The following is a 26,975-nucleotide window of genomic DNA, read 5'->3' as shown; positions in this document are numbered from 1 at the left end:
TTCAATACAGCATACTTTATACTTAAACCCTTGATATACAGTGTTTTACTGCTGTCCTGGGCGTTATACTTCTTTCAACCCTTGTGCCATGAACCACCGCAAACGCTACGACTGTGGGAGATACCTTAGCCCAAGCCGGCTTGTTTTACTTGCCTTGAGTAGCATCCTTTTAACCCTCGCTTTTCCAATGGGCTCGCTGGCCCAAACGCCCATTCCGATAAAGCAGGGCGAGGCGCCGGCCCCCAGCCAAGCGCAACAAGCCAACAAAAAGAAGAAAAAGGCCAAGCTGCCACCCGAGCCTCTGTCCTTTGCGCTGCTGGCAGCAGCCCAGTATAACTTTTCGCCCAGCGGCCTGAGCGGAGCGAACATTACCAACCCTACGTCCCTGCAGTTCGGCCCGGATGGACGGTTGTATGTGTCTCAGCAAGACGGCGTTATCAAAGCCTTTACGATCGTAAAAAACGGCACCAACAAGTATGCCGTCACGGCGACCGAGATCATCAACCTGATTAACCTGATCCCGAATCACAACGATAACGGCGTTCTGAATGCCTCCGTCACGACCCGGCAGGTAACCGGCATTTTGGTAAAAGGCACCGCTGCCAACCCGGTCATTTATGTGTCTTCCAGCGACAGCCGCATTGGCGGCCCGAGCGGCGACCTAAACCTGGACACGAACTCTGGCATTGTTTCGCTCCTGAGCCGCTCGGGGGGCACTTGGTCGAAGCTGGATTTGGTGCGAGGGTTGCCGCGCTCGGAGGAAAACCACTCCAGCAACGGGATGCAGCTGGACCCACAGACCAACACTTTGTATCTGGCCCAGGGTGGGCACACCAATGCCGGGTCGCCGTCCACCAACTTTGCTTACACACCTGAATACGCGCTTTCGGCCGCTATTCTGTCCATCAACCTTACGGCCATCAATGCCCTGCCCACCAAAGGCAGCGGCAACTCGGCGTATAAATACGATTTGCCGACGGTAGACGACCCGGACCGCGCCAACAACCCCGATGGCTCCGACCCCAACGACCCGTTTGGCGGCAACGACGGCCTGAACCAGGCCAAGATCGTTCCGGGCGGCCCCGTACAGATTTTTTCGCCGGGCTACCGCAATCCCTACGACCTGGTTATTACGCAAAGCCGCCGCGTCTATACCATCGACAACGGCGCCAACCAAGGCTGGGGCGGCTACCCAGAAAACGAGGGAACTGCCAATGTCACAAACAATTACGTGCCGAACGAGCCGGGCTCTTCTACTCCTACTGCCACCGAAGGAACGGTAAACAATCTCGATAACCTGCACTACATCGGCACCTTGGGCACGTACACGCCCGGCAGCTATTATGGCGGGCACCCCACGCCTACCCGGGCCAACCCCAACGGGGCCGGGCTTTACACCCACAACGGCACCTCAGGTGTTTTCCGCACCACCAAAACTGGCCCGTCTCCCTTGCCTGCCGACTGGCCCCCAGTCACGACGGCCAACCCCATCGAAGGCGATTTCCAGATGCCTGGCAGCTCCAAAAGCAAGGCCTTGTTAACCTTTGATGCTTCTACCAACGGCACTGCGGAATACACCGCTTCCAATTTCAACAACGCGCTGAAGGGCTCCTTACTGGCCTGTAGCTACGATGGAAAAATCGTCAAGATTTCGTTTAACGCAGCGGGCACCGACGTTACCAACACACGCAACTCGACTGACAAGCTAAATCAAGATCTGCCCTTTGCGTCGGGGTTTGGCTCTACTCCGCTGGACATTATTGCGCAGGGCGATACCGACGTGTTTCCGGGCACGGTGTGGGCCGCTACGTACGGCGCCAATGCCATCACGGTGTTTGAACCCCAGGATTTCCTGACCTGCACCGGCAACTACGACGCCAACGACGACGACCAAGATGGCTACACCAACGCCGATGAGATCGACAACGGCACCCAGCCCTGCTCCGCCTCGAGCGTACCGCCCGACGCTGACCACGACTTCGTTTCGGACCTCAACGACAACGACGACGACAACGACGGCATCGCCGACAACTTGGATTTCTTTGCGCTGGATGCCAACAACGGGCTGACCACTGCACTGCCCATCAAATACGATCTGTTCAACAATTACCCCGGAACCGGCCTATTTGGGCTGGGTTTCACGGGGCTAATGGTGAACAAGGACAGTGTTTACTCCGACTTATTTTTTGAGCAGAACCTGATTGCCGGCGGCGCAGTTGGAGCATTTTCAATTGTAAACGTTTCCCCTGGCGACGCGCTCGGCACCAAAAACGATCAGGAAGACGCCTTTCAGTTTGGGGTAAAGTCCTCGTCTGCTCCCTTCACGGTGCAAGGCCGTTTGCTGGGACCTTTTTTTAATGGCCAAACTCCCAAGAATTTTCAGTCGCAGGGCATCTACCTCGGCAACGGCGACCAGGATAACTACCTGAAAATTGCGATCACCGCCAACGGCGGCGTGGGCGGCCTTGAAGTAGTGTATGAAAACGCCGGCGTACCCGTCGCCACATCGTATCCGCTGCCGGGCGGCATTCCGGGGTCTACGCTGGATTTCTTCTTCGCCGTCAACCCCGTCACCGGAATGGTGCAGCCCAAGTACTCCTCTAACGGCGGAACCATTACCAACCTAGGACCCGCTATTCAGGTTACGGGGGCGCTTTTAAGCGCCCTGCAAACTGGCAAATCGTACGCCGTGGGTTTAATCGCTACCTCGCGGGGCGCTACGCCCTTTACGGCCGTCTGGGATTTTATTTACGTCACGGCCGACGGAGCGCCTTCCAGCGGCACGCCGGTTTACCGGCTCAATGCGGGTGGCGGCGCCTTGGGCACCTCGCTGGGGGCGTTTGCCGCGGATCAGTATTTCTCACCTAGCCCCGGCAGCACTTATTCTTCAACGGCTGCTATTTCCGGCACCACCGACGACGCGCTGTACCAAACCGAACGGTTCGGCGGAGCCGGCACTTTCTCGTATGCGCTGCCCGTGACCAACGGGCAGTATACCGTAATCCTGCACTTTGCCGAGCTGTACTGGACGGCCGTGGGCCAGCGCGTGTTCGACGTGAGCCTGGAAGGCAATAAGGTGCTATCGGCCTACGACATTTTCAAGAAAGTGGGCGCCAACGCGGCCACCACCGAGTCGTTCCCGGTCACGGTCAGCGACGGCACGCTCAACCTCAACTTTACCTCCCTCAATACCGGCGGCAAAGACAACCCCAAAGTATCTGCTATTGAGGTACTTAGCACAGGCGTCACGGGCAACCCTGTGGCTAACGCGGGTCCGGACCAGACCATTACCCTGCCCGCCAGCAGCGTCACGCTGGCCGGGTCGGGCACGGCCGCCAGCGGCAGCACCATCACGGGCTATACCTGGACGCAGGTCAGCGGGCCGACGACGGCCACCTTCACGCCCGGCAAAACGGTGGCCAACCCTAGCGTAACTGGCTTATCCACTGGTACTTACATCTTCTCACTGGTCGTCACGGACAGCAAAACCCTGAGCAGCCCCGCCGACCAGGTTATCGTCACCGTCAATCCGGCGCCGGGCAGCGGCGTTGCGATCTATCGCATCAACGCGGGCGGTGGTGCCCTGACCACGTCGTTGGGCGCATTTGCCGCCGATCAGTATTTCTCGCCCACGCCGGGCAGCACCTATTCCTCGGGCAACGCCATTGCCGGCACCACCGACGACGCGCTCTACCAGACCGAGCGCTTTGGCAATTCCTTTGGCTATGCCTTTGCGGTGAGCAGCGGGAAGCAATACAAGGTAGTCCTTCACTTCGCCGAGCTCTATTGGACGGCCGTGGGCCAGCGCCTTTTCGACGTGTCCATTGAAGGCAATAAGCTGCTGGATAACTACGACATCGTTAAGAAAGTAGGCGCCAACACAGCCACTACCGAAACCTTTACTGTTTCGGTTACCGACGACGCGCTGAACATCAATTTCAGCTCGCTGGCATCTGACGGCGGAGTAGACAATGCCAAAATCTCGGCCATCGAAGTCTATGACCTGAGCGCAGGCAGCAACCCGGCGCCGGTAGCCAACGCGGGCCCGGACCAGACCATCACCTTGCCCGCCAGCAGCGTCACGCTGGCCGGGTCGGGCACGGCCGCCAGCGGCAGCACCATCACGGGCTACGCCTGGACGCAGGTCAGCGGGCCGACGACGGCCACCTTCACGCCCAGCAAAACCGTCGTCAACCCCACCGTCAGCGGCCTGACGACGCCGGGTACCTACGTCTTCTCGCTTATCGTCACGGACAGCAAAACCCTGAGCAGCCCCGCCGACCAGGTCACGATCACCGTCAATGCTCCACCGGTGGCGAATGCGGGCCCGGATCAGACCCTCACCCTGCCCACCAGCTCGGCGACGCTGGCCGGGGCGGGCACCGACGACGGCTCGATCAAGACCTATACCTGGAGCCAGGTTAGCGGCCCCCTGACGGCCACCTTCGCTCCTGGCAAAACCGTAGCGGCGCCCACCGTCAGCGGGCTGACCCAGGCCGGCACCTACGTCTTCAGCTTGGTGGTCACCGACAACCTCGACGCCCCCAGTGCCGCCGATCAGGTCACGATTACGGTGAATGCTCCACCGGTGGCCAACGCGGGCCCCGACCAGACCATCACTTTGCCCACCAGCAGCGTCACGCTGGCTGGGGCGGGCACGGCCGCCAGCGGCAGCACCATCACGGGCTACGCCTGGAGCCAGGTCGGCGGCCCCGTGATGGCGACTTTTGCGCCCAACAATACCGTGGCGGCGCCCACCGTCAGCGGGCTGACCACGGCCGGCACCTACGTCTTCTCGCTTATCGTCACGGACAGCAAAACCCTGAGCAGCCCCGCCGACCAAGTCACGATCACGGTTAACCCAGCATCCACTGGCCAGCCTACGGCTATCTATCGGCTCAACTCCGGCGGCGGGGCGCTTACCACCTCGATCGGAGCCTTCGCCACCGACCAGTACTTTTCGCCTACGCCGGGCAGCACCTTTTCGACGAGCGCGGCCATCGCCGGCACCACCGACGATGCCTTGTACCAAACCGAGCGGTACGGCACTAACGGAGCCTTCGCCTACGCCCTGCCCATCGCCAACGGTACGTACACTGTGAAGCTGCACTTCGCCGAGCTGTACTGGACGGCCGTGGGCCAGCGCGTGTTTGATGTGAGCCTGGAAGGCACCAAAGTCTTGACGGCCTATGACATCGTCAAAAAAGTGGGCGCCAAGACAGCTACCGTCGAAACTTTCCCGGTCACGGTCAGCGACGGCACGCTCAACCTCAACTTTACCTCCCTCAATACCGGCGGCAAAGACAATCCCAAAGTATCTGCTATTGAGATACTTAGCACTACAACCGGTACGCCGCCGGTAGCCAACGCGGGTCCGGATCAGACCATTACCCTGCCCACCAGCAGCGTTACGCTGGCCGGGGCGGGCACGGCCGCCAGCGGCAGCACCATCACGGGCTATACTTGGAGCCAGGTTAGCGGGCCGACTACGGCCGCGTTCACGCCCAGCAAAACCGTCGTCAACCCCACCGTCAGCGGCCTGACGACGCCGGGTACCTACGTCTTCGCACTGATCGTCACGGACAGCAAAACCCTGAGCAGCCCCGCCGACCAGGTGAGCATCACGGTCAATGCGGCCCCGGCGGCGGCACAGCAGGTGGTCAGCTTTACGCTGATCAACGCCGACACCGACCAGCCGATCCGGGATTTGGTGGCCAACGACGTACTCAATCTGGCCACGCTGCCCACCAAGAACCTCAACATTCGGGCGAACACCAGTCCGTATCCGGTAGGCAGCGTGGTGATGGTGCTCAGCGGCACCCAAAGCCGTACCCAAAGCGAGACTGGTGCGCCGTATGCGCTGTTCGGCAACTCCGGTACTGACTACGCGGCCTGGACGCCGGCTATTGTCGTCGGCGCGTACTCAATCAAGGGAACCCCCTTCACGGGGGGCAACGGCAACGGCACGGCCGGCACGGCCCTGACCGTCAGCTTTACGGTAACCAACCAGCCGCCTAAAGTCAACACGGCACCGGTGGCCAACGCGGGGCCGGATCAGACCATTACCTTGCCCACGAGCAGCGTCACGCTGGCCGGGTCGGGCACGGACGACGGCACGATCAAAACCTACGCCTGGACGCAGGTCAGCGGGCCGGCCACGGCGACTTTTGCGCCGAGTGCCGCTGTGGCCGGGCCCACCGCCAGCGGCCTGACGCTAGCCGGCACCTACGTCTTCTCGCTCGTCGTTACCGACGACCTGGATGTACCCAGCCCGGCCGACCAGGTTACGATTACGGTTAGCCCACCCAAAGTCAACCCGGCTCCGGTGGCCGATGCGGGCTTGGATAAGACGATCACCTTGCCGACTAATAGCGTCACGCTGGTGGGGTCGGGCACCGACGACGGCTCGATCAAGACTTACGCCTGGAGCCAGGTCAGCGGGCCCGGTACCGCCACCTTAAGCGGGGCGGCTACCGCCTCCCTCACTGCCAGTGCCTTGCTGGAGGGCACCTACGTCTTCGACTTAATCGTTACGGACAACCTGGATCTTGCCAGCGCGCCCGACCAGGTGACCGTCATCGTGAAGCCAGCCAACACCGCGCCGGTAGCCAACGCGGGTCCGGATCAGACCATTACCCTGCCCACCAGCAGCGTCACGCTGGCCGGGGCGGGCACGGACGACGGCACGATCAAAACCTACGCTTGGACGCAGGTCAGCGGCCCGGCCACGGCGACTTTTGCGCCGAGCGCCGCCGTGGCCGGGCCCACCGTTAGCGGCCTGACGCTAGCCGGCACCTACGTCTTCGCCCTCGTCGTCACCGACAATCTGGATGTACCCAGTCTGGCCGACCAAGTTACGATCACCGTCAACCCAGTACCGGCTCCGGCGCCCGCGTCGCAGGTGGTCAGCTTCACGCTCCTCGACGCCGACACCGGCCTGACGATCCGCGACCTGGTGGCCAACGACGTGCTCAACCTGGCCACCTTATCGACGCAGCATCTGAACATTCGGGCCAATGCCAATCCGGCCGTGGTCGATAGCGTCAGGTTTGCGCTGGGTGGTACGGCTGTGCAGCACGTAACCCGGGCCGTTTCGCCTTACCTGCTATTTGGCGCCACCAGCCCCTGGACGCCCGCGCTGGGCAATTATTCCCTCACGGCTACGCCCTTCACAACCGTAGCCACTGTAGGCACGGCCGGTACCGCCCTGACCCTCAGCTTCTCGGTCATCAACAATGCGGCGTTTGCCGGTGGGCCGGCCGCGCTGAAAAAAGAAGCCCGGCCGGGCATTTCTACGCTGGTAACGGCCTACCCCAACCCTTCAACTGATGGGCATTTCCGGCTGGCGCTTACGCAGCCCGTGCAAGGACAGGTTACTTATAGCCTGGTATCTGTAATCGGGACGACGCTGGCGAGCAAGACGATCAACTTGCCCGAGCCCACGACTACGCTGGAGCTGGATTTCTCGGAGCAGGTGAAAAATGTGGGCGTCTACTACCTGCGGCTGGAGAACCAGAAGCTGAATACCCAAATCAAGCTCATGCACGAATGAGGCGGGTCCCAAGAGGGGCACTCCTGCCCGGGGTTGGGAAAAAACACGCCCTTACCCAACCCCGAGGCACGCCGCCCCCGACATAGCGGGCCCGGCCTAGCCCCAATACGCCTGAAGTCAAGCACATACGAAGCAGGTACATAAACAACTGATTCACAATGAAATACGTATTAAACTCTACCCAGATGGCCGTCAGAAGCCTGCTGTTTATTGGTCTGCTGGTGTTATTTCTGCTGGGAGGCGCTACCCCTGGGTGGGCCCAGACCGGCAACTGGGTAACCGTGGCCCCTTCGGGCACGCCTACTTGGGTTGGCTTCAGCGTGATGATCAACAACAAGATGTACGTGTTCTCGGGCTTTGACTCGCCCAGCGTGACCACGACGGCCAAGTGCCAGGTGTACGACCCCGCCACAAACACTTGGTCCTACATTGCTGATATGCCTTTTCCGGTCACCCATGCCGGTATCGCCGTCGATGGCACGAAGGTGTATGTCGCCGGCGGATTTTTGTCGGGCCAGAGCGGTGGTCCTAACTCCGACAAGCTGCAGATCTACGACGTAGCTACCAACACCTGGAGCCAAGGCACGCCGCTACCCACCAAGAGCGGCGGCAACGCTCTGGTCCGGATAGGCCGGAAGCTGCACTCGTTTGGGGGCCTGCTGGAAGACCGCCAGACGGGCTCGATGGCCCACTACGTGCTCGACCTGAACAACGTCGGGGCCGGGTGGGGCGTGGCAGCAGGCATGCCCTTGCCCCGCTGCCACTTTGCCAGCGGGGCGGTCGCCGGCAAAATCTACGCGCTGGGCGGCCAGACCGGCCACGACGGGGCAATTGCCGACGTGAACTACGTGCAGGTCTATGACCCCTCGACGGACGTCTGGACGCGGTTGCAGGACATGCCGTATGTCCGTTCGCACTCGGAGCCTGCCACTTGCGTCGTGGATGGCACCATCGTATTGGCCGGCGGCCGCAGCGGCCGCCCCAACGGCACCGACAACGTCATTCCCAACGTAACGGTCTACAACCCCGCCACCGATAGCTGGACGGAGCAATTGCCCCTGCCGGTCAACCTGTTTGGCCCCAGTGCGGAAATGATTGGTAATGAATACATTGTGGCCAACGGCGGCCTCAACCAATCTACAAACCCACAAACCACCACCCGCAAACGCAGCCAGACCCGCACCCCCAACAACACCATCGGCTTTTGGCCTAGCCAGGTTACCCTGAGTGCCGTGGCCGGTGCCAGCGCCAGCCGTGATATCATTTTGTGGACCAAGAGCGGCAATCCCTCCTACTCCATCGACACAAGCGGCCTGCCGGCGTGGCTGAGCGTAAGCCCTACTTCCGGCACCATCGACCTGCTGGGCGGCACCGAAATAAAGGTAACGGCCAACGCCGGCAGCCTCGCCGCCGGCACCTACACGGCCAGCATCACGGCCAAAGCCACCGGCTACCCCGATGCGACTGCCAACATAACGTTCACGGTATCGGGCTCAAAACCAAAGATTCTATACCTGTACGGCAGCATTCCGCCCTCCATCCACGATATGAAGCTGTCGGACACGGGCAGCTTGGGCATGTCGCAATTCAATCAGGCGCTGCTGGATGCCGGGTTCACGACCACCGAGGCGCTGGATGCCAATACTACGCTGAATGCGGCTACGCTCAACGGTTATAAAGTACTGATACTGAGCTCAAATAACCGGCGCTTCACTGCCGCCGAAGCCGCTGCCGTAGCTACGTGGGTAAATGCCGGCGGTGGCGTAGTGGCTTGGTCCGATGCGGCCTTTGGCTGGCAGAACGGTGGCGCCAATAGCTCCGAAGGCATGTTGAGCGACAACGACATCATGCTCCAGTTCGGGATGCAGTTTCTGCACGACAACACCCAGGGCGCCTTCACAATGGATCAATGGGCTGTAAATCACTACATTAACAACTTCAACAAAAACGCCGGCCTTACTATCGAGGCCGAAGGCGTAAGCCCCATCCGCACGACTACCCCGGCAACTATTATTGCGAACTTACCGCCGATTGCCGCGCACCTCAACAGCCTGGACGGCCCGCTGCAGGCCAATGATGCGGCCCTATCGGTAGCCAAAATCGGACAGGGTCGGGCCGCAGGCTTTTTCGATCGCAACTGCTTTTGGAACGCCGGTGACGGCACGTATTTGAGCCGCGTTCAGAACAAGGCATTTGCCCAACGCCTGATCCAGTGGGTAGCGGGCGCCGACGACTCCGCCCCGTCGGGTACGCCTCCGCTCGCCAACGCGGGGCCCGACCAAACGATCAATCTACCCACTAGCTCGGTAATCTTGGCTGGGTCGGGTACGCCGGCCAGCGGCAGCACCATCACGGGCTATACTTGGAGCCAAGCCGGCGGCCCGGCCACGGCAAGCTTCTCGAGCACCTCAGTGGCCAACCCCACCGTCAGCGGCCTGACCCAGGCCGGGAGCTACACATTTTCGCTCGTCGTCACCGACAACAAAACCCTGACCAGCATCGCCGATCAGGTTACGATTTATGTAAACCCAGCCACCGCGGGCGGCCCAGCCGTGTACCGCATCAACGCGGGGGGTGGCACTTTAACCACTTCGTTGGGCACCTTTGCCCCCGATCAGTATTATTCGGGCTCGGCGTATACTTACTCGACCGGCAACGCCATTGCGGGTACCAACGACGATGCCCTCTACCAAACCGAGCGTAGCTCGTCCACTGATAAAGGGGCTTATAGCTACGATTTTCCGGTGGCCAACGGCACGTATACTGTGACGCTGCACTTCGCCGATATCTATTGGTCCAGCGTGGGGCAGCGCATCTTTGACGTATCTATCGAAGGCGCTAAGGTGCTCGACAATTATGACATCATCCGCAAGGTAGGTGCCTTTACGGCTACCACCGAAACCTTTACTACCACCGTCTCCGACGGCACGCTCAACATCTATTTTAGCGCGCTGGCCGCCGACGGCGGTGTGGACCGCCCCAAAATCTCGGCCATCGAAATCTTCAATGCTACGTCGGGTGGCAACCCGGCGCCGGTGGCCAATGCGGGCCCCGACCAGACGATCACCCTGCCCGCCAGCAGCGTCACGCTGGCCGGGGCGGGCACGGACGACGGCTCGATCAAGACCTACACCTGGAGCCAGGCCGGCGGACCTACGACGGCCACCTTCGCTCCTGGCAAAACCGCGCAAAACCCCACCGTCAGCGGGCTGACCCAGGCCGGCACCTACGTCTTCAGCTTGGTGGTCACCGACAACCTCGACGCCCCCAGCGCCGCCGATCAGGTCACGATCACCGTCAACCCCGCCCCGACTGGTCAGCCTACGGCCGTGTACCGTCTCAATAGCGGCGGCGGGGCGCTCACTACGTCGATTGGGGCCTTTGCAACGGATCAGTACTTTTCACCGAACCCCGGCAGCACGTATTCAACGGGCTCTGCCATCGCTGGCACCACCGACGATGCGCTCTACCAAACCGAGCGCTTTGGCACCAATTTCAGCTACGCCCTGCCCGTGGCCAACGGTACGTACACTGTGAAGCTGCACTTCGCCGAAATTTATTGGACGGCCGTGGGCCAGCGCGTGTTCGACGTGAGCCTGGAAGGTAATAAGGTGCTATCGGCCTACGACATTTTCAAGAAAGTGGGGACAAATGTGGCCACCGTCGAGTCATTCCCCGTCACGGTCAGCGACGGCACGCTCAACCTCAACCTTACCTCGCTCAATACCGGCGGCAAAGACAACGCTAAGATCTCGGCCATCGAAGTACTGAGTACAACTTCAGGCAGCAACCCGGCACCGGTGGCCAATGCGGGGCCCGACCAGACGATCACGCTGCCCACCAGCAGTGTCACGCTGGCCGGGGCGGGCACGGACGACGGCTCGATCAAGACCTACACCTGGAGCCAGGCCAGCGGCCCCCTGACGGCCACCTTCGCCCCCGGCAAAACCGTAGCGGCGCCCACCGTCAGCGGGCTGACCCAAGCCGGCACTTACGTTTTCAGCTTGGTGGTCACCGACAACCTCGACGCCCCCAGTGCCGCCGACCAAGTCCAGATCACCGTCAATCCGGTTCCGAGCAGTCCACAGCAAGTCACGAGTTTGACCTTGATGAATGCTGACACCGACCAGCCGATCCGGGATTTGGTGGCCAACGACGTGCTCAACCTGGCCACCTTGCCGACCCAAAACCTGAACGTGCGGGCCAACACCAGCCCGTATCCGGTGGGCAGCGTAGTGCTGGTGCTCAGCGGCACCGTAAACCGCACCCAAGTCGAAACCAGCGCCCCCTATGCCTTATTCGGCAACTCCGGCCCTGACTACGCGGCTTGGCCGGCACCGGTAGGGTCTTATACTCTCAAAGCCACGCCTTACACAAGCAGTGGCGGCAACGGCACGGCCGGCATGGCTCTCACCGTCAACTTTACGGTAACCAACCAAGCCGCCCTCACCGCCTCAGGCTTGTCGGCGGCGCTTAAAGGCGACAAGACTTCGGGCTTTTCTTCGGTAGCCGCTGTCTATCCGAACCCTTCCGACAACGGGCGCTTCCGCCTCAGCTTACCAGAAGCTTTCCAAGGAGAGGTTTCTTATACGCTGGTTTCCGCGGTGGGCGCAACTTTGGGTACTGGCAAACTCACCCCCGCCGCATCCGGCACGCTACTAGAGCTTGATTTCTCGCAGCAGATGCCAGCCAACGGAATCTATTACCTACACATAAATGGTCAGAAAGCGCAAGCACATCTCAAATTAATTCGCAGGTAAAATATTGATTATCAAGTTTTTATAAACATAATACCGCAGAACCCATCTCAATCGCTTTAAGCGCGGATGGGTTCTGCGGTATTCTTTTTTGTCCTACTAATTCATTACTCCGGAGCGGTGTTCGTGTCGGCGGGGCGTTTTTTGTTGATCGAGATCATGAGCACCACAAACACCATGCGCGGAGCCGAAGGCGTGATGGCCACGCGGGCGTAATTCAGGTCGGCAGTGGGCGTGGCGCCGTACCGGTAGCCAAACACGTTCTGGCGGCCCAGCACGTTGGAGCACGACACGTGCACGATGGTCAGGTTGTTCCACAGCGTGGTCACGTAGCTCAGGTTGACGCTAAGATCGTGGTAGCTAGGCGTATGAAACTGCTGAAAGCTAGGGTCATATGATGCGCGTGGGCTGCCGTAGCTGTAAGTCGCCCCAAACAGCGTGTGCATCTTTTGCACCCAGTATTTGCTTACCACCGACAGGTTGTGGCGCGAGGCAAAAGTGGGCATGGCCACGCCGGCGTCGGCGCGCTGCTGGCGGCGTGTGTCGAGCAGGCCGTAGCTCACCCAGTAGTCAAGGTTTTTGACGGTTTTGCGGTCGCGCCAAAACAGGTCCAGCCCGCGGGCATAGCCCGTGCCGGTGCTTTGATAAGCGGTCGGTTGGTAGAGGCGCGCGGCATCGTAGCGCAGCAGGTGTGCGTAGTTTTTATAGTAAGCTTCGGCCCGCAGCGTACGGTCGTCGTGAATGCGCTGATAGGTAAGCAGATAGTGAGCGGCGCGCTCAAAACGCAGATCGGGGTTGCGGTGGGCACTGAGCAGCAGGTCGTTGGCCGGCGTTTGGTAAAAATCGCCCCAGGCGGCAGATAATTGGCTGTATTCGTCGGTTTGGTAGGCCAGCGCTACCCGCGGCGCGGCATTCCAGCGGCCCAGCACGCGCGAATATTCGGTGCGGCCGCCCACGCGGGCTACCAATTGGTTGGTGAAGGAAATATTGGCCTCGGCAAATCCTGCGGCCCGCTGCTCGTCGAAAGCCCGAGTTGGCAATTTGGTATCATCTTGATAATAAGCATCTTGCAAAAAACGCTGCTGCAAGCCTTCGGCGCCTACTTTCAGGTTCCAATAAGCGCTCACCGAGTCGTTGGTGAGCACCACGCGCCCTACCACCGATTGCTCCAGCTCGTGCACCTGTGCTACGTCGGGCTCCACAGTCCGGACGCCGAGATGCAGCTTTTGCTCGTCGCGGGTGGCGGCAACGCCGGTTTGCACCGACCAGCCGCGCCGGAGCGGACTGCGAAACGACGCATTCAGATAGCCGTTGGTGTTGCGCAAATCTATGGGCCGGCCGTTCTGCCACTCGACGTCGGGCGTGCGCACGCCCGAATGCTGCCCGGTGAAAGCGCCGTACACTTTCAACATGCCTACGTCGCCGGTGCGCTGCCGAAACGCGACGGAGCCGCCGCCCGATTCGGAAGCCGTAAGCAGCCGCTGGGGCACCAGCCCGAAATAGGGTTTCATGTTCATGTAGTTACCGGTCACGGCCACTGACGAACGTTCCCAACGTTGCCGCTGCGACAAGCTCACCTGCCCCAACGAGAGCAGCGAAATGCCCGTCTGGGTTTCGGGTTCTAGGTCGACAGAATTCAGAATCACGGCCGCCGACAGGGCCTGCCCATATTCGGCCGAGTAGCCGCCGGTGCTGAACACCGTGCCTTTGAACAGATCCGGCGTAAAGCGCCCGCGGGCCGGCACCCCCGACACGCTGGCGTTGTAAGGACTTTGCAAAGGAAGCCCATCGAGGTATTGCTTGGTTTCGCCGGCCGCGCCGCCGCGCACAAATAGTTTGCCTTCTTCGCCGTTGCGCGAGATGCCCGGCAAGGTGTTCAGAGCGCCCGCAACATCGGCGAGCGCGCCGGCCGTGGTCACCACATCACGAGAGGTAAGCACCGTGGCCCGCTTTTCGTCGCTGGCTTCGAAGGCACCGGCCGTAATCACGACTAAGCCCAGCTCATTGCGCGCTGCTTTCAGCGTGATGGCGAAGTGCTTAGCAGTACCGTCGAGCACAACGGGTTGCTCCTGGAGCTGGTAGCTGAGCAGCGTCACGACCAGCGACAACGTGCCCGTTTGGCGAGTGGTGAAGCGAAAGCGGCCCACCGAATCGGTGCTGGCGCCGTCGAAGGTTGATTTGAGAAACACGTTGGCCCCCGGCAGCGGCTGACCGGCCGCATCGCGTACGGTGCCGGAAAGCGTGGTAGCAGGCGTTTGGGCTACCAGCGGAAGCGCCGTAAGCAACAGGAGCAGCAGCGGGAGTAGAAGACGTTTCATCGGGGTAGCAGCGAAGTGATGGCTCAAAGGTGGCCGGCTGCCGAGGCGGATGAAATTTTATGTTACCGAAGCGTCGGATTGGCGGGATGAGACGACAAATAGCTCCCCAGCGAAACCCTGAAGCGGAAATCCGGTTAGCATTCACAGGGTTCGGGCGCTGCCGTTCGCCGTTTATTCCTGTTCGATATCGGTTCGATTTCTTCATTTCTCTTATTCGTGCTTATTACATGGCTAGCCCTTTCCGCAGAATATTTCAGGTAATCGACGGCAACAAGAAGCTCGTCGGCGACGGTTTTGACGTAACCAGCCCCATGCCAGGGCCGCGCATCCGGCAGCTGAGCCCGTTTCTGCTCATCGACCACACCGGCCCGATGCCGGTAGCCTCCACCGACAGCCCTTTGGGCACACCCCCGCACCCCCACCGCGGGTTTGAAACGGTAACGGTTGTGTACCAAGGCTACTTATCGCACCGCGACACGGCGGGCCACAACGGCAAGCTCGGCCCCGGCGATGTGCAATGGATGACCGCCGGAGCAGGCTTGCTCCACGAGGAACGCCACGAAAAGGAGTTTGCCAAACAAGGCGGCACGCTGGAGCTGTTGCAGCTGTGGGTGAACGTGCCCAAGAAGGACAAAATGGCCCCGCCGCGTTACCAAAACATCCGGGCCGCGGCCATTCCGTCGGCATCCGCACCGGGTGGCCCGGGCGCGATCCGGGTTATTGCCGGCACGTACAACGGCGTAACCGGGCCTGCCGAAACCTTCTCGCCCATGATTATGCTGGACGTGCACCAGCCCAAAGACAGCACCATAACTCTTTCATTACCTGCCGATTACAACGTAGGCATTTACGTAGCTTCGGGCCAAATCTTGCTCAACGGCGATCGGGCCGCCGCTACCAAACAGCTGGTGGTATTTGGCTGGGATGCGCCGGACGTGCAGATCACCTTTGTCGAAGACAGCATTTTGCTCGTGCTGGCCGGCGAGCCCATTGAGGAGCCGCTCGCAACGTACGGCCCGTTTGTGATGAACACCAACCGCGAGTTGGTCCAAGCCATTGCTGATTTTGAAAGCGGCGGCATGGGCACGTTTCCAGAGGACGAATAGCCGGCCGCATCCCGTTTTTGAAAAGCAGCGGCTGGGATCTCGGCCGCTGCTTTTCGGTTGAAAGAGGACTCAGTTTCGCCTCCAACTACCCATCTTTGCGCGACATATTTCTGATGCTGCCATGACCCTCAACTGGACTACCAAATCTTATAACGCACTGGCGCTTAACGAACTCTACAGCCTTTTGCAGCTCCGGAGCGAGGTGTTTGTAGTCGAGCAACACTGCGCCTTTCAGGACATTGATGGGCAGGACGAAGCAGCGTATCATTTGCTGGGCCGCACCGACGACGGACAACTAGCAGCCTACGCCCGCCTCTTCGACGCCGGCAAATGCTACGAGCAAGTGAGCATCGGCAGAGTGGTCGTGAGCCCAGCATTTCGCCGGTTTAGTTTCGGCCGTCAGCTTATGAACCAGGCCATTGCGGAATGTGAAGCGCTCTTTGGCCCGCAACCCATCAAGATCGGAGCCCAGTATTACCTGCGCGCGTTCTACCAAAGCCTGGGGTTCGTGCAGCAGGGCGACATTTATCTCGAAGATGACATCGAGCACATTTATATGCTACGGGCTTAAACCCGCGGTTTTATTCATTACATAAAAAACTGATAATCAGATACTTATGTAATGAATATATTAACCAGCCGATTGCTTGGAAGTGGCGATAAATACGGCTCCGGCAGCCATCAGCAACGCCCCGACAATTACCTGCCAGTTGATTTTTTCTTTCAGGAAGATCACGGCCAGCGCAATCGAGAAAATTAGGGAGATTTTGTCGAGTGGGGAGGCGCGGGCCGCGTCGCCGAGTTTCAGCGCCCGAAACGAGAGCAGCGACGAAACGCAGGTAATGACGCCGGCTAGCACCAGATAAAGCCAAGTACGTGGTTCAATGCGCGTTACCTCCGGCAACCGGCCTTGCCAGATCACTACGCTCCAGGCCACAATCAGAATCAAAACCGACTGCACGGCAAAGGCCAAACTCGAATCCATGTTTTTGATGCCGGCTTTCGACAACGTCACGACAATGGCCGCGGTCAGTGCGGCTAACAACGAAAATACAATCCACATACCCTCAGTTTAAACGTTCTTTTCCGTGCCTGCGCGCCGCTTGCGAGGGGCCGCGCAGGTTGCTAACACCTTGAGAGGAAGTACGGTGCACCGTTGACTTGGTTATTGGGCCCGAGCCTGAGCAGTGAAACGCGGGTTAGGTTTTGGACCGCAGCTAGACACCGCAAAAACTACCGTTCAGGTTGATACAAACCATTACTTTATTACAACATAACTGCTTTTGATACAGGCGTTTATGTTGAAATCAAGAAATTTTTTGAACAACTAAAGACCGGAGGTTGTAAACACCGTTTGTAACGATCCAATCGATCTCATGTCTACAAACGATAATTTGCCTAATCAAGCCCCCGATGTCGTTTTAATCGGGGCTGGCATCATGAGTGCCACCCTTGGAGTATTGTTGAAAGAACTCCAGCCAGACCTAACCATCGAGATTTTCGAGCGCCTCGACAACGCGGCCGCCGAAAGCTCCGACGCCTGGAACAACGCCGGCACCGGCCACTCAGCCTTTTGCGAGCTCAACTACACGCCCCAGCTCCCCGACGGCTCCATCGAAACGTCAAAAGCCATCAAGATTGCCGAGTCCTTTGAGGTCTCGAAGCAGTTTTGGACGTATCTGATGCTGAATAAGTCGATGACGGTGGTGCCCAATTTCATCAAGCCCATTCCGCACATGAGTTTTGTGTGGGGCGAGAAGAACGTGGACTACCTGAAGAAGCGCCACGCAGCGCTCACCCAAAACCACCTGTTCAAAGGCATGCAGTATTCTGAAGACCCAGAGCTGCTGCGCGAATGGATTCCGCTGGTGATGGAAGGCCGCGACAAAGCCCAGAAAGTAGCCGCTACGCGCATGGATCTGGGCACCGACGTTAACTTTGGTACCCTCACCCGCAACATGTTCAAGCGCTTGCAAAAGATGCCGGGTGTGCAGATGCATTTTCACCACGAAGTGCGCAAGCTGCGCCGCGACGACGAGGGCAACTGGGTAGTAGGCGTTCGCGACCTTACCACCGACCAGAAGCGCAAAGTGCGCACCAAGTTCGTGTTCATCGGCGCGGGCGGTGGCTCCTTGCCGCTGCTCGAAAAGGCCGATATTCCGGAGGGACGCGGCTTTGGCGGCTTCCCCGTGAGCGGGCAGTGGCTGAAGTGCACCAACCCCGAAGTCATTGAGCAACACCAGGCGAAGGTCTACGGCAAAGCCTCGGTAGGTGCGCCGCCCATGTCGGTGCCGCACCTGGATACGCGCGTGATCGAAGGCAAGCGCGAGCTGCTGTTCGGTCCGTATGCCGGCTTTTCGACCAAATTCCTGAAGAACGGCTCGTACCTGGATTTGCCCGCTTCCATCAAGCCGACCAACCTGCGGCCCATGATCTCGGCCGGCCTGCACAACCTCTCGCTCACCAAATACCTGATCGACCAGGTGCGGCAGTCGCCCGAAGACCGGTTGGCCGCACTTCGTGAGTATTTCCCCAACGCCCAGATGCAGGATTGGGAGCTGGAAATCGCGGGGCAGCGCGTGCAGGTGATTAAGAAAGACGCGAAAAAAGGCGGCGTGCTGGAGTTCGGCACCGAAGTCGTGAGTGCGGCCGACGGCAGCATCGCGGCGCTGCTGGGCGCTTCGCCCGGCGCTTCGACTGCCGTTTCCATTATGCTCGATTTGCTGAAACGGTGCTTCAATGATCGGCTGCAAACCGAAGCGTGGCAGACCAAGCTCAAGAAGATGATTCCTTCCTACGGGCACTCGCTGGCCGACGACCCCGAGCTGACCGAAGAAATGCGCAATTATACCAGCGAAGTCTTGGGCATAAACACAGTGGTTACTACGGAGTAATTAATTATTAGTTAAGGAGTTAACTTCTCAACTTAAAAAGCAAAACGCCTCGCATTGCCTTAGGTAGTGCGAGGCGTTTTTGTGTCTGACTAGTACGAAAGCCACAGCAACGCAGGAATAAATGACGCCATAACCAACCATTTTTTATGCTAAAATCCACGGAAAATTAATACTTTAGACAGCCTTTTACAGTTGGGCTTATCCTCGCTTCTCCTGCATCCATTTGCGTCATGATTATTTACGGCAGCAACTCTTCGCACCTGCTCACCAAGCCAATTCCAGAAATTACATGCGAAGCCTGCGGTACGGCCGAGTCGCTGCGCATCAGCGTATTTGGTCGCTACGCGCACATCTATTGGATTCCGCTGTTGCCCGTCGGGAAGCTTGGCGCTTCGGAGTGCAGCAAGTGCCGTTTTGTATCGCGCCACAGCGAAATGCATCCGACGCTGAAAGCGGAGTTTATGGCCCTGAAAAAGCAAGCCAAAACGCCCGTGTGGCACTACGCAGGGCTGGCGATTATTGCGCTGATTACGCTTAGCTCGTTTGTCATGAGTGGCCTTAATAGCCAGGAAGACAAGAAGTTGATTGCTGCGCCACGCGTGGGCGACTTGTACCACGTCCGGGGCGAACAGGGCAACTATTCGCTGCTGAAAGTGGTGGAGGTAAACGGCAACATCATCATGCTGCAGGCCAACTCCTACCAGACCACCAACAGCAGCAACGTATCGGAGCTGAACAAGCCGGAAAACTACGATGAGCCCCCCTTCGACCTCACGCGCTTCGACTTGGAGGCCATGTTGCAAAAGGAAGAGATCGTGGATGTGGAGCGCCTTGCCAAATAAGCCCTTGATTTTCAGAGCCTAACAAAAAACCTCCGGCAACGTGCCGGAGGTTTTTTTGTTATTCACAACCATTTGATAATTAAATACTTCTGTTCGATAGCTTTTTCACGTAGCTCAGAACGGCTTTGCGGAAGGCTGCTGGCTCCTCGACAAATGGTACGTGGCCGGTCTGCAGTTGGGCCACCTGCTGGTTGGGAAAGTGAAATTGCTTATAGTGCTCAGGCCCAATGCAATAGTCGTACTTGCCGGTTACGACCAGCACCGGAACCTTGATTTGAGAAGTGAGGGTAGTAAAATCCTTGCGGTAATCGGGCAGACGAAAGCCGTACCCACCAAACTCGCCCGTGCCGGGGTTGCCTTTGTCGGCCTCAGTTACTTTTTGCAGACCCGCTTCGGTTCGGTATTGCAACTTAAACCAGCCGTTTTGGGCACTGAGCTGCGGCATGAGCATTCCGAACCGCTCGTCCAGAGGCTTGCTTTCGTCGAGGTAGGGTGCTTTGTCGGGCACACTTACTACGTTCAGGCCGTTTTCGAGCGTGCTTTTCATCGATTCGCGCAGGTTAAGGGTGCAATTGAGCAGCACCATGCCCCGCACGCGCTGCGGGTATCGGGCGGCGTACTCGGTGGCGATGGTGCCGCCAAACGAATGCGCCATCACTACCCAGCTTTCGAGTCCGAGTTGTTGGCGCAGCTCCTCCATGTCCTGCACCATGCGGTCGAGGGAGTAATTGTGTTTAGGGTCGTTGGCCGACCGGCCGCTGCCGCGCTGGTCGAACCAAATCATCTGAAATTTGTCTTCCAGGTTGGGGCCAGCCAAGGCTTCGGGCATGCCGCTCCAAGCGCCCGGTCCGCCATGCACGAATACGCACGGAATGCCCCGCCCCGAGATTTTGGCAAATAGCATCACGCCATCGCTGGTCGTGATGCTGGGCGTGCCGTTGGTGAGGGCAAGCACGGGCTTGGGAGAGGCAAGTAGCTGTCTGGCCAGCAACAGGCTACAGAACAGCAGCGCAAATATGTAGGCGCGGCGAAGAAAGTGGAACATAAAACAGGGAGTGGAAAAGGTGGCAATACAAGAGAAAACCAGAACTCTTTATCTCTAGGATGCCAACAGACCGATATTTCGTTGCCTGACGTTGCTACTGCCGTTTACTTTTTTAGCGGTTACGAGCTTCTGAGTGCTAGACCGGAACACGCCGTTTCGTAGCTGCACCTAACCTTGTGCTGCCTAGTTAAGTAAAGCAGAAGCATTACCAGCAGCTATCACTATGCAACCGCACGATCACACAACGCCTTATTTTTCAAACAGTTCGGCTTCACGCCGGGAATTCCTCCGCAACCTTAGCCTGGGCCTGGGCGCCGCTTTTGTGAGCCTGCCGACGCTGGCTGAGGCGCTCCCCGGATTGAATAAAACGCAATTAGGTCCTACCAGTCGCGAGGCGCTCCAAACCGGCCGCAAGATGGGCATTGCTTTGGTAGGCCTGGGCGGCTACAGCACCGGCGAATTGGCCCCGGCCTTGCTCGAAACCAAGCTATGCCGCCTGGCGGGCGTCGTGACGGGCACGCCCAGCAAGGCTGAGCAATGGAAAAAGCAGTATAACATCCCCGACAAGAATATCTATAACTACGAGACCTTCGACCGCATTGCCGACAACCCCGACATCGACATTGTGTACGTGGTGCTGCCCAACGCCCTGCACGCCGATTTTGTGGTGCGGGCGGCGAAAGCCGGCAAGCACGTCATCTGTGAAAAGCCCATGGCGACCTCGGCCGCCGATTGCCGCCGCATGATCGAGGCCTGCAAGAAAGCGGGCAAAAAGCTCGGGATCGGCTACCGGCTCCACACCGAGCCGCACAACCTGGAAATGATGCGCCTGGGGCAGAAAGAAGTGTACGGCCCGGTCAAGCGCATCATCGCCGACAACGGCTTTACGATGGGCAACAACCGCCCTTGGCGCATTCAGAAGAAGCTTTCGGGGGGCGGCCCGCTCATGGACATGGGCATCTATTGCGTGCAGGGCGCGCTCTACACCAAAGGCCAGATCCCGGTGTCCGTGACGGCCCAATACGCCAAAAAGCAACGCCCCGAGCAGTTTAACGAAGTAGAAGAGGCCATCAGCTGGCAGTTTCGTTTTCAGGATGGCAGCGTGGCCGACTGCCGCACGAGCTACGTCGAAAACATGAGCCAGTTGCGCGCCGAGGCAGCCAAAGGATGGTTCGAGCTTAAGCCGGCCTTTGGCTACGGGGGCTTGCAGGGCAAAACCAGCCAGGGCCCTATGAATGTGCCCAACATCAACCAGCAGGCGCGCCAAATGGACGATTTTGCCGATTGCGTGCTGCACAACAAGCCAACCCGCGTGCCCGGCGAAATGGGCCTGCGCGACGTGCAATTGTTGGAAGCCATCTACCGTGCTGCCGACACAGCTACCCGCATTTCTACGAAAGACGTGGCCGCTGTACTCGATAAAGTGTAGGCGGCTACTGCCCGCGGCGTGCGTAATACGTCAGGGTTGGTTACTGCTCGTAAAACTCCAGCGGCAGGCCGTCCGGATCGGCAATGAAAGTAAAGCGCTTGCCAGTGAATTCGTCCGTCCGGATGGGCTCATATACAACATTATGATTATTAAGATGTTGCGCAACAGCTTCCAGATCCGGAACGGCAAAAGCCAAGTGGCGCAAGCCGGCCGCTTCGGGGCGCGACAAGCGTTTGGGGGTTTCGGGAAAGGAAAACAGCTCGATGACGTACTGCCCGTTCAGGGCCAGATCAAGTTTATACGACTGTCGTTCAGCCCGATACACTTCTTGCAGGACGCTTAGGCCCAGCACTTCCGTGTAAAACCGCTTCGAAACTTCGTAATTGGAGCAGATAATGGCAATGTGGTGAACCTGGGTTATCGAGATCATGGGCAAAGCTAAAAAGCAGGGTTATTTGGTAAATGTAGGCGGCGGCAACTTGGTGGTTTATACTCCATTGCGCATCTTCCTTGTTTAGCTTCAATCCTACTGGCAGGTTGCCGTTGCTTGCCTCAGCGGCGTAGCATTTCCGACCGACAATTAGCACTTGCTAATATTTTGATTGTTAAAATAAGCGATCGGTCTTCCCGTAGCTGCCGACACGCCACCTCAATTGAGTACAACTCTTGCCCTGTTTTTGGTTTCGGTTTTTTATGGACAAACCCGTGTCAGCCAGGCGTACAGAATACTCGCTTATACTTTGTCTTGTCCAATTACACGCGGCTAAAACGCCTGCTTATCCACCTCTTATTACATGAAAATTTTTGCTCCGGCACGTCTTGGTTTGTGGCTAACGACCACGCTCACAGTGGCTTCTACGCCCGCCTTCATCTCCCCGATTCGTATGCACGCAGAAGCGCCAGCCGCCGCGGTTAAAGTAGAAGTCCGCAAGCAGCAGAACGGCAAGTTTCAGCTTTTGCGGAGCGGCAAGCCGTATTACATCAACGGTGCGGGCGGCTCGCAGTACCTCGACCGGCTGGCAGCGTACGGCGGCAACTCCTTCCGGACGTGGTCGACGACGGATGCCGACAAAACGCTGGCCGAGGCCAACAAATACGGCCTGACGGTGATGATGGGCCTGGATGTGGCCCGCGAGCGCCACGGCTTCGACTACAACAACACGGCTGAGGTGGCCAAGCAGCTGGCGCGGCTGCGCGCCGACGTGCTGAAGCACAAAGACGACCCGGCCCTGCTGCTGTGGGGCATCGGCAATGAGCTAAACCTCGACTACACCAACCCGAAGGTGTGGGACGCCGTGAACGACATCGCCAAAATGATTCACGAAGTCGACCCGAATCACCCGGCCACCACGGTGCTGGCCGGCCTCAACCCCAAGGAGGCGGCGTTGGTGAAAGCCCGCTGCCCCGACTTGGATTTGCTGGCCGTGAACACCTACGGCGGCCTGCCCGCACTGCCCAAACAGATCCGCGACTACGGCTGGGAAGGCGCGTACATCGTGGCCGAATGGGGCCCGACCGGCCATTGGGAATGCCCCCAAACGTCTTGGAAGGCTTCGGTAGAGGAAACCAGCAGCCAGAAAGCCGACGCCTACCAAAGCCGCTACGCCGCCTCAATGCAGCAGGATACGGAGCGCTGCCTGGGCTCGTATGCGTTTCTGTGGGGGCAAAAACAGGAGCGCACTCCCACGTGGTACGGCCTCTTTACCGAAGATGGCAAGGAATCGGAAGTCATTGACGTACTGCAACATCTCTGGACGGGCAAGTGGCCCGCCAACCGCGCGCCCCACGTTTCGCCGCTGCTACTCGACGGCAAAAAAGCCACCGACAACGTGTATCTGAAGCCCGGCGGTAGCTATTCTGTCGCGGCCACGGCCACCGACCCTAACCGCGACCCGCTCACTTACCGCTGGGAGCTTTTGCCCGAAAGCACCGATCTGAAGCAGGGCGGCGACCGGGAAAGCCGGCCGGTGGCCGTTCCGAACGCCGTTGCCAATAAGCAGCCGGGGCAGGCCCTGCTCACGGCGCCGGCCAAAGAAGGCGCGTACCGCCTGTTTCTGTATGTCTACGACGGCAAAAACAACGTTGCGACCGCCAATATTCCCTTTTATATAAAATCTTGATAATCAAGCATTTATAAACAATTGCTGTTTTTAAGCCAAACCCAACAGCCTTAAAAAGTAGAAACGGCCGGTGCGTTTGCGCCGGCCGTTCTAGTGAGTCTGGAAACAGGTATGTAAGAGGTAGTGTCGGGAGCGGGGGTAAGCGTAAGCGATAAGTATAGAATAACGATAGGCTAACGGGTAGTTACGGCGAGGTGCTGTTCCGGCGGTCGACTTCGCATGGTTGCCATCTTGGCCATGAACATATAGTAGCGCGAAAGTGCCTGAAAGTAAGCCGCTTCTGAGGTATAAATTCGGCCCGAAGCGGCTTCGTCAAAGCAGGGTACCACGCCAAATTCGCCGTTGATCAGGATCTGGCCTTCACTGTCTTTGGTGGTGATGGCCCGGAACCCAGCCGGATCGGCGACGTGCAGGCGGGCGATGATCTCGTCGTAGAGGCGGTACTTCATCTTGCCGCTGTCACTGACGATGAAACGGCCCGTACGCTGCGGAATCGTCATTCCCTTACTGCCGAAGCCTTCCTGTCGAAATCCTTCGATGGTGCGCTCCTGCCCGAAGATCGCAATCGGGTCGTCGCCTTCGCCCGCATCGCGGTAGTGGTGAAACGGAATCGGTTCGTGCGCCACCGAGAAATTTGCGTCGTAGGCTCCCGGCTCGTCGATTTCGGAGTTGAGGGTGCTGAGCTTGATGTAGTAGTCTTCGTTCAATAAGGATCGGTTAAGCCCTGCCATGCGCTGCTGCGCCTGCTCTAAGCGCCGCTCAAGGATGCTCTTTTTGGTGATGAGCTCCAGCAACTCGGTTCGGGTAGCTGTTATTTCCTGTCTGACTTCCGCTCGAATTTTCCAATATTCTTTTTCTTCTATCGTTGACATTTTTTCTATACATTTTCCAATAAAGCAAAGCTAGTCTATTCTGTAATAAATCATACTTCTGGCAGTGTAATTTTTTCTAAATAAGGTACTAGTCCGGCTGGGTGTTGGAAGAGGTGAATGAAAAGGATGTGCTCTTGGTCGTGCACGCGCCAGATCTCGGCGTAGAAATCGCCGAGGGCATAAAGCTGCAACCGGAAGCTGTCTTGCTTCCGCTCGGCCAGGAAGTGGCCTTGCTGGCACAGGCAGCTGGCCTGCTGGCGCATGTTGAGCTTTTTGAAAACCGTTAGCCGCATAGAACCCGACCAAAACCCGAATATAAGTCGGCCGGGTTCCCGATGGTAGTGCTGGGCTGCGGCAGAAGCGTATTTTTGGCCTCCCTGTTCTGCCTCAGTTCCTGCCCCGCATGATCCCGTTTCGCTTTCCGCACCCCCTTGTGCTGCTTGTTGGCTTTATTCTGCTCGCTACTGTGCTGAGCTATGTGTTGCCGGCGGGCGTGTTTGAGCGCCGCCCCGATGCCGCTACGGGCCGCGAAGTAGTGGTGCCCGGCTCCTACCACCACGTAGCGGCCACGCCCGTGAGCCCGTTGCAGGCACTGGTCGATATTCCGAAGGGGATGGCCGACGCGGCTTCGGTGATCTTTCTGATTTTTCTGGCCGGGGGGGCCTTCACGGTAGTCGACCAGACCGGGGCCTTGCGCCGCGGCGTCGATTGGTTGGTGGGCCAATTTGAAGGCCACGAAAAGTGGGTGATCCCGATTATCTCGCTGCTTTTTGCCACGATGGGTGCCTTGGAAAACATGCAGGAAGAGATTATTCCGCTGGTGCCCGTACTGCTGGTGCTGATGCGGCGGCTGGGCTACCCAGTGCTCACCGCGGCCGCGGTGAGCCTGGGTGCGGCAGCCGTGGGCGCGGCGTTTAGTCCGATGAACCCGTTTCAGGTGGTTATCGCGCAGAAGCTGGCCCAAGTGCCGGTGTTTTCGGGCGCCGGATTCCGACTGGTTTTTCTAGCTGCTGCCTTGGTGCTCTGGATTGGCGGCACGATGCGCTACGCCGCCCGCCACCGCGTTGCACCAGAAGTATTTGACAATGAGGTGATTGCTACAAATGCCACCGCCCGGCATGGGTTGGTTCTGCTGCTGTTGCTGCTGACTTTTGCGCTGTTCACGTACGGCATCCTGAAGCTGGGCTGGGATTTTGAGCAGATGGGCGCTTTGTTTTTTGTGCTAGGCGTGCTGGCGGGCCTCATCGGGGGCTTGGGCCTAAACGGAACGGCTGAAGGCTTCGTGACCGGCTTTCGCGATATGGCGTTTTCGGCCATGCTGATCGGGTTTGCCCGCGCGATTTTTGTGGTCTTGGACCAGGGCCACATCGTGGATACCATCGTCAGCGGCATGTCGGCCCCGTTGGCGCATTTGCCCGTGGCTTTGTCGGCCTTGGGCATGATGGGCGTGCACACCGCGCTGCACTTGCCCGTGCCCAGCGTGAGCGGCCAGGCCGTGCTGACCATGCCCATTCTTACGCCCCTCTCCGACCTGCTTGGGCTCCCCCGCCAAGTCACGATTCTGGCCTACCAATACGGCGCCGGCCTTTGCGAGCTGGTCACGCCCACCAACGGCGCCCTCATGGCCATCGTGGCCGCCTGCGGGGTGCGCTTCGACCAATGGTGGAAGTTTGTGTTGCCGCTGTACCTGGCACTGCTGGCACTGGGCGCAGTTGCCGTGATGGTGGGCATTGCCATAGGGCTGCAATAAAAATGAATTCGCATAATGTTATAAGTATTTGATTATAAGATAATTACATATTCAGATCGCGTCCGTCATCCAGAGCAGGAGCATCGGGCACGTGTCAGGACAAGCACCTCGAATACGCTTGCAGGCCGTACCAAAAGGCGTTGCCTGCCATCGATTCAGCAGCGACAAAAACCTTTGTCGTTGCACTTATTGAGTTGCCCAACGGTTACCTCGCTCGGTGGGCGAAAGATTTGTACTTGCCGGTCGTTCCCTGTTACTTGCTATCTTTTCCCGGAGTACCGCTTTCCTTT

At 58.7% G+C, this 26,975-nt stretch carries 15 protein-coding genes; 9 read left to right on the top strand and 6 right to left on the bottom strand.

Annotated elements, in window-relative coordinates; genetic code table 11:
- Nucleotides 1–154 precede the first annotated feature (154 nt).
- Nucleotides 155–7,552 (top strand): malectin, encoded by a 7,398-nt coding sequence (locus tag H9I52_RS06190; protein ID WP_187453155.1) that lies wholly within the window; start codon nucleotides 155–157, stop codon nucleotides 7,550–7,552.
- Nucleotides 7,553–7,710: 158 nt separating this feature from the next.
- The gene (locus tag H9I52_RS06185) at nucleotides 7,711–12,312 is read left to right on the top strand and encodes a malectin domain-containing carbohydrate-binding protein (RefSeq protein WP_187453154.1); all 4,602 of its coding nucleotides are present in this window, start codon (nucleotides 7,711–7,713) and stop codon (nucleotides 12,310–12,312) included.
- Between the two features lie 104 nt (nucleotides 12,313–12,416).
- Here the strand turns inward: H9I52_RS06185 and H9I52_RS06180 are convergent, their stop codons facing one another.
- The gene (locus H9I52_RS06180; RefSeq protein ID WP_187453153.1) at nucleotides 12,417–14,627 is read right to left on the bottom strand and encodes a TonB-dependent receptor; all 2,211 of its coding nucleotides are present in this window, start codon (nucleotides 14,625–14,627) and stop codon (nucleotides 12,417–12,419) included.
- Nucleotides 14,628–14,854: 227 nt separating this feature from the next.
- Between H9I52_RS06180 and H9I52_RS06175 the strand changes: the two genes are divergently transcribed.
- A complete protein-coding gene (locus H9I52_RS06175) occupies nucleotides 14,855–15,733 on the top strand; it encodes a pirin family protein (RefSeq protein ID WP_187453152.1) in 879 nt (292 codons plus the stop codon).
- Nucleotides 15,734–15,854: 121 nt separating this feature from the next.
- On the top strand, nucleotides 15,855–16,304 hold the full coding sequence (locus H9I52_RS06170; protein WP_187453151.1) for a GNAT family N-acetyltransferase: 450 nt from the start codon (nucleotides 15,855–15,857) through the stop codon (nucleotides 16,302–16,304).
- Nucleotides 16,305–16,364: 60 nt separating this feature from the next.
- Here the strand turns inward: H9I52_RS06170 and H9I52_RS06165 are convergent, their stop codons facing one another.
- Nucleotides 16,365–16,796 carry an EamA family transporter gene (locus tag H9I52_RS06165; RefSeq protein ID WP_139516469.1) on the bottom strand — a complete coding sequence of 144 codons (432 nt, stop codon included), beginning with the start codon at nucleotides 16,794–16,796 and terminating at the stop codon, nucleotides 16,365–16,367.
- A gap of 313 nt (nucleotides 16,797–17,109) precedes the next feature.
- On the opposite strand from H9I52_RS06165, the gene H9I52_RS06160 reads away from it, so the two are divergent.
- Together H9I52_RS06160 and H9I52_RS06155 are read left to right on the top strand one after the other, a co-directional pair.
- Nucleotides 17,110–18,627, top strand: a complete 1,518-nt coding sequence (locus H9I52_RS06160) for a malate:quinone oxidoreductase (RefSeq protein ID WP_187453150.1) — start codon at nucleotides 17,110–17,112, stop codon at nucleotides 18,625–18,627.
- Between the two features lie 230 nt (nucleotides 18,628–18,857).
- Nucleotides 18,858–19,469: a hypothetical protein gene (locus H9I52_RS06155; RefSeq protein WP_187453149.1), complete on the top strand. Its 612-nt coding sequence runs from the start codon at nucleotides 18,858–18,860 to the stop codon at nucleotides 19,467–19,469.
- A gap of 79 nt (nucleotides 19,470–19,548) precedes the next feature.
- Here the strand turns inward: H9I52_RS06155 and H9I52_RS06150 are convergent, their stop codons facing one another.
- Nucleotides 19,549–20,514 carry an alpha/beta fold hydrolase gene (locus tag H9I52_RS06150; RefSeq protein ID WP_187453148.1) on the bottom strand — a complete coding sequence of 322 codons (966 nt, stop codon included), beginning with the start codon at nucleotides 20,512–20,514 and terminating at the stop codon, nucleotides 19,549–19,551.
- A 223-nt stretch (nucleotides 20,515–20,737) separates the two neighbouring features.
- On the opposite strand from H9I52_RS06150, the gene H9I52_RS06145 reads away from it, so the two are divergent.
- Nucleotides 20,738–21,943 (top strand): Gfo/Idh/MocA family protein, encoded by a 1,206-nt coding sequence (locus H9I52_RS06145; protein WP_187453147.1) that lies wholly within the window; start codon nucleotides 20,738–20,740, stop codon nucleotides 21,941–21,943.
- A gap of 40 nt (nucleotides 21,944–21,983) precedes the next feature.
- Here the strand turns inward: H9I52_RS06145 and H9I52_RS06140 are convergent, their stop codons facing one another.
- Nucleotides 21,984–22,373, bottom strand: coding sequence for a VOC family protein (locus H9I52_RS06140; RefSeq protein WP_187453146.1), 390 nt, complete (start codon nucleotides 22,371–22,373; stop codon nucleotides 21,984–21,986).
- A gap of 364 nt (nucleotides 22,374–22,737) precedes the next feature.
- On the opposite strand from H9I52_RS06140, the gene H9I52_RS06135 reads away from it, so the two are divergent.
- On the top strand, nucleotides 22,738–24,063 hold the full coding sequence (locus H9I52_RS06135) for a hypothetical protein (protein WP_187453145.1): 1,326 nt from the start codon (nucleotides 22,738–22,740) through the stop codon (nucleotides 24,061–24,063).
- 173 nt (nucleotides 24,064–24,236) lie between these two features.
- Here H9I52_RS06135 and H9I52_RS06130 read toward each other — a convergent pair whose 3' ends face one another.
- Nucleotides 24,237–24,935 (bottom strand): hypothetical protein, encoded by a 699-nt coding sequence (locus H9I52_RS06130; RefSeq protein WP_187453144.1) that lies wholly within the window; start codon nucleotides 24,933–24,935, stop codon nucleotides 24,237–24,239.
- Between the two features lie 50 nt (nucleotides 24,936–24,985).
- Nucleotides 24,986–25,228, bottom strand: coding sequence for a hypothetical protein (locus H9I52_RS06125; protein ID WP_187453143.1), 243 nt, complete (start codon nucleotides 25,226–25,228; stop codon nucleotides 24,986–24,988).
- A 110-nt stretch (nucleotides 25,229–25,338) separates the two neighbouring features.
- Here H9I52_RS06125 and H9I52_RS06120 point away from each other — a divergent pair, with 110 nt between their 5' ends.
- Nucleotides 25,339–26,685: a YfcC family protein gene (locus H9I52_RS06120; protein ID WP_187453142.1), complete on the top strand. Its 1,347-nt coding sequence runs from the start codon at nucleotides 25,339–25,341 to the stop codon at nucleotides 26,683–26,685.
- The last annotated feature ends 290 nt before the right edge of the window (nucleotides 26,686–26,975 follow it).

It is taken from the genome of Hymenobacter sp. BT491, assembly GCF_014349165.1.
GTDB classification, from domain to species: domain Bacteria; phylum Bacteroidota; class Bacteroidia; order Cytophagales; family Hymenobacteraceae; genus Hymenobacter; species Hymenobacter jejuensis.
Note: the sequence above shows the minus strand (reverse complement) of the source record. Positions and strands in the feature narration are given on the sequence as shown.